We start from the raw sequence: 6,475 nt of genomic DNA, 5'->3' as shown, positions 1-6,475 counted from the left end.
AAATAGAATTGATAACCCGCACTCCTGCTTATGACCTACTTTCCCAATGTCGTCTTTGTCTGACTACTGTTGGTGCTAACACTGCTGAACTAGGTTCCTTGGCAGTACCGATGATTGTATTATTACCCACTAAACAATTAGATATTATGAGAGCGTGGGATGGTTTACCAGGGTTACTCACAAATTTACCAGGGGTTGGCGCTGTTTTTGCTGCCGGAATTAATTGGTTAGTATTGCGCAAGGGGCAACTGTTTGCTTGGCCAAATATTTGGGCAAAAGAGGAAATAGTCCCAGAGTTGGTGGGTAAACTCAAACCAGAAGTTGTTGCAGAGTTGGTGTTGGAGTTTTTGACTCATCCGGAGCAGTTGGAAGAAATGCGCCATCAACTCCGAAATGTCAGAGGTAAACCAGGAGCCTCACAAAAATTGGCAAAAATTGTATTATCATTAAATAGGGAGTAGGGAGTAGGGAGTAGGGAGTAGGGAGTAGGGAGTAGGGAGTAGGGGGAAATGATTAATGATTTATTTATGATAATTGATTGGATTTTTTATCCTAAGGGGATGTCTATTAATGTAAGCTAAAAAAAATCAAAGTAATAGCAATTTCATTAACTTAGGCTATAGTATTCTTATACTGAAACGTGAAATAATTTCCTGAAATTACTGTAGCGTTAAAGTTTTGAGCCTATAAAATCTAACTTTTGAATTTTGACTTTTGACTTTTTACTTGACAAAGTATGGCATTAACAATAAACGAATTATTTGACGAACAATTCTATCTCGAAGCAAACCCAGGAGTAGCTGAAGCAGTTGCCAATGGTACTATCAGCGATGTTTTTTTCCACTTTATTAGGTTCGGTCAATTTGAAGATCGTGACCCCAGTGCCATTTTCAATACCGACTTTTATCTCGCTGCTAACCCCGGTGTTGCAACTGTTGTAGAACAAAATATTCTCACCCCGACAGAACACTTTATCAACTTTGGTCAGTTTGAACCACGAGACCCCAGTGCTTTACTCAACACCAGTTTTTATCTCGACCGTTATCCAGGTGTCGCCGAAGCAGTAGCAACTACCCCACTTACTACCACAGAACACTTTCTCAATTTTGGTCAATTTGAAGGTCGGTTGCCACGTCTGTTATTTAGCGACATTTATGTATTTGGCGATAGTTTGTCTGATACAGGCAATGCTTTTGCTGCTACTGGTGGTCTGTTGCCACCAAGTCCTCCCTATTTTCAGGGGCGTACCAGCAACGGTCCTCTATGGGTAGAAACTCTCGCGCCTCAGTTAGCAGTAACATCTGACCCAAACCTTAATTTTGCTGTTAATGGAGCAACCACAGGAATTATCAATACTACCAACAATTTATTACCAGAAGGGACGCCCCCGCTATTGATAGGTTTACAAACACAAATTGATGAATTTATTGCAGAAACTCCTGCCACCGATCCAGATGCTTTATATGTAGTTTGGGCAGGATCTAATGATTATTTAGGGGACGTTCCTCCAGATGTGCAGTCAAGTGTAGGTAATTTATCAGTGGCAGTAAATAAACTTGCTAGTATTGGAGCCAGAAATTTTGTTTTAGCAAATATACCAGACTTGGGAGTAACTCCACTTGCACAGACTCTTCCTCCTGAACAACAACAGGCATTGACTTTATTAAGTGAAGGTCATAATAGTGCCTTAGCAGCAGCTTCCCCAATATTAGAACAAGACCCAAATATTAATATTATTAATCTTGATATTTCGACTATAGTTGATAATATAATCGCTAATCCTAGTGATTTTGGCTTTACAAATGTCACAGATAGTTTCTTGGGTTCTGGTCCCAATAATCCTGATGATTTTCTATTCTTTGATCTGATACATCCTACAACTAATGCTCATAGTTTTGTAGCAGATACGGCAATCAAATCAATTACAGAAATTAATGAATTGCTGAGTATTGTGGAAACTTCTGCTAGTTTTTAACTTCCCTGGCGGGAAGTCCCGCGCTCTCCGGTGGGGGAGCGACGCAATTGGAAAGCCTGGGCAAAGATTCGGATACCTTCATAAGCTGTTCATATGCCCAAGACACAAGCTAGGTACATTTTGTTATTATCAATGTCAAAACAGGGGTCCGACATCACCTCTGTCATGCGCAGCGGTCAGGGTTTCCCAGACTGAAGAACCCTGCGTTTTCCCGTAAGGGAAACGTCTGGAGTATGTCAACTGAAAAATATTAGAGGGAATGGTGTTGCACAATCAAGAATGATGAAATCCGAACATTTGATATTTTTGGATAACTCTTTTCTCAGTATATGTAGAGTTGAAAATCTATTATCATTCTTTAATGTGCAACCCCAGATTTTTTTCATTAAAAATTTCCTCTCTGCTCACCTATCACCTATTTTCCAACTGATAAATACTTTAACGTTGCTGTCAATCCAATCTTTTTTTACCACAGGGAACCTGCTGCTATAGTTATATCTTCCATTGTAATACCTAATGCCTCATCACGACACAGGAAAGCAACCAGTGACCCAACTTCTTGTGGTTGTATAATTCTCTTCTGAGGATAACTCTGCTTGATTTCCTCTAAGTATTCAGCAGCAGTTCGACCTTCAACTTGAGCAAGTCGTCCGATCATCCCTTGTAACTGAGATATCTTAAGTTGAGCCTTTTTATGGGCAACAGTTACTAGCCCTAATTTTAAGAGTTAAAAAATCATGGGTCGTCCCATATCACTTGTTCCAATATAAGCAACTGTAGCTTTGTTTTTCATCTCAAATCTTTTCTTTACAAAATAAAAAATATTTCCTAACTTTCAAACTATTTGTTAAGTAAATCAATATCTATCTCATCATTAAAAAACTATTCATACACAGCCATCGCTTCACCTAAGAAGCTGTTTTTCAACAATTAATAATTAATAATTAATAATTAATAATTAATAATTACCTCTTCTTATAACGGATAGGATTGACATTTAAGGATTTTTTTTTCTTCTCTTGGTTGATTGGAGGCCAGGGAGGAGACCTCCCCATCCCATCCTAGGTCATGCTCCGCAAACAACCGCTCTCTTGGTCGATTGGAGGCCAGGGAGGAGACCCGCTCTTGACAGAGCCGCTTCGAAGTTCGCCATCCCATCCTTCGGAATGCTCCGCTTTCCGACCGCTTTTTTCTCCATGAATGGAGAGGCTTTATACCTTAAGAGTTCGGTAAAGAATTATGAATATTAAGCTGTCCCTAGACGGAGCCAACCCTAACTGTTTTAACATTAAACGAATCATGGAAATATAAACGAAAGCTTCGCGCTTTGTCAGGATGTTATTCATAATCTTTAGAAAGTCTGTGATTACGGCCTAACCAAGCAGTTGTATACTTAGGATTTTATGCATAAAAAAGTTATAAATCCTAGTCTAGCATTTATTATCTCTATTTTAGAAAAACCAGTTGTTGTTAATAACTCTAGATTTTGTATTACAGAAAAGGGATTTAATACACCTTCTAATTGTTGTTTCTTGCGTTCAATTTCTTCATTACTTAATCCTTTATTTTGTTTAAAAAGTATATATTGATTTTCTGTTATTTTACTTTGTAATGTTTTTTCTGTCAAAATAAATAATCCCTGACTAATTAAAGAATCAAAAATAGCTTTTAAGTATTCTTGTCTTTCTTGGATAAAATGAAGAGTCCAATTACAAATAATAGCATTAAAACTCATATTTTGAACAAATGTTTTTGAGTGAAAGAGTCTGGAAGGAAAATCTTTGTCAACTTTACTCAAATTTTTACTAGCTACTTTTAACATTTCTTGAGAATAATCTATCCCAAACAAATTTTTGAAACCTTGTTTGGATAAATACAATAATGTATTACCACTAGCACATCCCACATCAATGATATACCCATCTTTAGGTATATTGTCTTTAAGTATATTAATTGTTAGCTCTATTACTTTCCAGTAGTCAGGTATATGCTTTTCTGCTTCATCAGTAAACCTATTAGCTATTTCAGCACCAAAAACCCAGTCTGCTACATCGTTATAATTTTTTCCTGGATATTCTTTGTTTTCATACATATAAAAAAAATATTAAATCTATAAATTTCAGCTTATTATACCATTTATGAATAAGAATATTATTTTTTCTTGCCATTCTATTCTCTGACTATCTTTCCTAGAACTGGATTAATTTTTTGCCATAACCATTCTGGCATAGTATGATTATCTTCATAAACTTGACCGAATGGGTTCTGAATTTCCTGAAAATAATTTTCTACATATTTACTACTATTATCGGTGAATTGGCTATATTTGGTAAAGTCAAATTTTTTAGGAAGTACACAAGAAAAGGTGAGACTAAATAATACAGCCAGAATAATATACCAACATTTTACCTGTGAAGGAGAATCTAAATTTGAGTATTCTAAATATATCGAGTCGTACTTAATAGAACAATCAATTTATTCTCCATCTAAGAGATAGCGAAACCATATTTCATTACCTTTGACTAAAACATTTTCTAGGTAAGCTTCCTCAATTGGAAAGTCATCAAATTCTTGGCAGTTGAAATTACTTTTTGTTTCTAACATTTGGATTTTTTGCTGATTTTTATTGACTTAGTATGTGAGTAGTAATTATGGTGTAATCACAATTTGGTAGTAGTGTACAAGTAGTGATTTTTGCACTTAAGCTCCTGAGGGTGAAAGGGGTTTATTTATGAATATCACTACATCTACAGGACTATCGACAATTTTACCAAATATTGATATTTTTCCTGATTTTTTCTCCTAATCCACGGATCAACAATTACCCATTTAGAAGAACAGCATTCATTAATTGTGTCATAGTTGTTCTATTATTTGTAGTTGACTAAAAACTTGCCATCAATAATCTGATATCCTTGCTTAAATCCAGCATCAATCAGCACTTGAGTTGTCTGTCGTCCATCAACAACATAAAAACGGCAAAATTGTTCGCTCTTGATTTCTCCATTAGCTTGAGAAAACACATACCACTTATCAATATAATTTCCCTCTTTCTTGATTTTCTGCTCATAAAAAATCTCATCTTTGATTTCCTTTTTATAATTGGTATGAATTCCCTGAATTCCTAATGCTAATAATCTATCCTCGTCTAACTGACTGTGTAACTTTGCCAGCAATTGCTTATTTTTCTCTAGATCGGTTATGTGACTACAAATTCTATATTCTCCATCTTCTTCCAATATGCAAATAACACCTCCAGTTGAAACTATAGCTTCAAACTTTTCCTCAGTTTTAAATTCTGTAATATCTTGACAAATCAACTTAACATCTGAATTAGCCAATCTTTACCTTAGCAATTTCTAACATTCGAGGAGAAAAGTCAACACCAATAATCTTATAATTTGCCAAGGAAAGCATTTTTTCAGTCAGTAATCCAGTTCCTACACCAATATCTAAAACTTTTCTTCTAGCATCAAGTAAGTTGTACAAAGTATTGCTAAGGGAATTAAAGTCAAAGTATCCACTTGTCAAGAGATTGTCATAATAATTAGCTATCTCAACATACTCATTAATCACTTATTTATTCTCATCAATTATGTTAAAAATAACCCAATTTAGGCACAGCTATCAAAGCCTTAATAAATTGGGTTATACTTAAATTTGTGAAAAGTATTAAACTTTTATCTATCTCTAATTAGACTAATTCTTTAGCCCTACCTGACCCTTCACCAGTTTCCCAGATCGATAAAAAATTGTTCAACATTACCTCTTTAGAACTAATCGTTTTAGTAGTACTTAAAGGTTGAATTATTGTTTCAATATTTGGAAAAACAAAAATGGGTATAGAAACTCGGTCACTTGGACGATTATGAATTACTTCGTGAGGAGTGCTGACAAATAAACCGTCTGTCCAATACTGCAACATATCTCCTAAATTAATGACAAAGGTATCTTCTACACAAGGAACATCAATCCATTTATCTTTTGTATAAACCCTTAAAGAAGGTGTTGGAAAGTATTCTTGGATTAAGACTGTAAAAATTCCAGTGTCGGTATGTTTTCCCGCTTTGCCAAAACCAGGCGGATAATAAACCGTCCGGTGGATTAATGTTGGATCTATAAAATATTTATCAAACCAATTTTCTTCTAATCCTAAAGCTAACGCTAATCCTTTTAATAATTTAGGAACTACCTTTGTCAGAATTTCATTTTGTAGTTGAGAATGAGAGCTACTAAAACCTGGAGCCACACTATCATTTGGCATGATATTTTCACCAGTAAAGGGAGTCTTCAATGGATCGTCCGGTTGTTTTGTATCTATACCTAAATCAAAAAGTTCTTTAGGGTCTTGTCCTGCGTTTTGATTTAGAGCTTCACCAAACAAAGGAACGTAACCCCTTGAGGTTTTGGGATAAACTTTTTGGATGTCGTGACCATAGTTTTGTTTGACATCTTCAGGTAGTTGAAAAAACTTCCGGGATGCTTCAATAGTTTGATTGA

General features: G+C 35.4%; 7 protein-coding genes and 1 pseudogene. 2 read left to right on the top strand and 6 right to left on the bottom strand.

The genetic code is table 11. From position 1 onward, the window contains the following. Together F6K22_RS27160 and F6K22_RS27155 are read left to right on the top strand one after the other, a co-directional pair. Positions 1–461 (top strand): annotated as a pseudogene (locus tag F6K22_RS27160) (lipid-A-disaccharide synthase); the annotation flags it as partial. Positions 462–736: 275 nt separating this feature from the next. Next, positions 737–1,975 carry an SGNH/GDSL hydrolase family protein gene (locus tag F6K22_RS27155; RefSeq protein WP_293105262.1) on the top strand — a complete coding sequence of 413 codons (1,239 nt, stop codon included), beginning with the start codon at positions 737–739 and terminating at the stop codon, positions 1,973–1,975. 466 nt (positions 1,976–2,441) lie between these two features. On the opposite strand, the gene F6K22_RS27150 is transcribed toward F6K22_RS27155, so the two are convergent. The 6 genes from F6K22_RS27150 to F6K22_RS27125 all read right to left on the bottom strand — a co-directional run. Then, positions 2,442–2,633 carry an SDR family oxidoreductase gene (locus tag F6K22_RS27150; protein WP_293105259.1) on the bottom strand — a complete coding sequence of 64 codons (192 nt, stop codon included), beginning with the start codon at positions 2,631–2,633 and terminating at the stop codon, positions 2,442–2,444. A 735-nt stretch (positions 2,634–3,368) separates the two neighbouring features. Continuing rightward, the gene (locus tag F6K22_RS27145) at positions 3,369–4,067 is read right to left on the bottom strand and encodes a class I SAM-dependent methyltransferase (protein WP_293105257.1); all 699 of its coding nucleotides are present in this window, start codon (positions 4,065–4,067) and stop codon (positions 3,369–3,371) included. A 383-nt stretch (positions 4,068–4,450) separates the two neighbouring features. Beyond that, positions 4,451–4,579 (bottom strand): hypothetical protein, encoded by a 129-nt coding sequence (locus tag F6K22_RS27140; protein WP_293105254.1) that lies wholly within the window; start codon positions 4,577–4,579, stop codon positions 4,451–4,453. A 266-nt stretch (positions 4,580–4,845) separates the two neighbouring features. Next, the gene (locus F6K22_RS27135) at positions 4,846–5,316 is read right to left on the bottom strand and encodes a hypothetical protein (protein ID WP_293105252.1); all 471 of its coding nucleotides are present in this window, start codon (positions 5,314–5,316) and stop codon (positions 4,846–4,848) included. Then, a complete protein-coding gene (locus tag F6K22_RS27130) occupies positions 5,309–5,551 on the bottom strand; it encodes a class I SAM-dependent methyltransferase (protein WP_293105249.1) in 243 nt (80 codons plus the stop codon). The genes F6K22_RS27135 and F6K22_RS27130 overlap by 8 nt, the downstream gene beginning before the upstream one ends. Positions 5,552–5,669: 118 nt before the next feature. After that, on the bottom strand, positions 5,670–6,475 hold an 806-nt coding region (locus tag F6K22_RS27125; RefSeq protein ID WP_293105246.1), incomplete at its 5' end, for a 2OG-Fe(II) oxygenase family protein.

This window comes from Okeania sp. SIO2F4 (assembly GCF_010672385.1).
Classification (GTDB): domain Bacteria; phylum Cyanobacteriota; class Cyanobacteriia; order Cyanobacteriales; family Microcoleaceae; genus Trichodesmium.
This window is presented reverse-complemented; position numbering and strand designations above follow the sequence as displayed.

Coding starts and splice junctions, on each gene's coding strand:
- F6K22_RS27145 (WP_293105257.1), bottom strand. CDS start 4,067: ATGTATGAAAACAAAGAATATCCAGGAAAAAATTATAACGATGTAGCA.
- F6K22_RS27150 (WP_293105259.1), bottom strand. CDS start 2,633: ATGATCGGACGACTTGCTCAAGTTGAAGGTCGAACTGCTGCTGAATAC.
- F6K22_RS27155 (WP_293105262.1), top strand. CDS start 737: ATGGCATTAACAATAAACGAATTATTTGACGAACAATTCTATCTCGAA.
- F6K22_RS27140 (WP_293105254.1), bottom strand. CDS start 4,579: ATGTTAGAAACAAAAAGTAATTTCAACTGCCAAGAATTTGATGACTTT.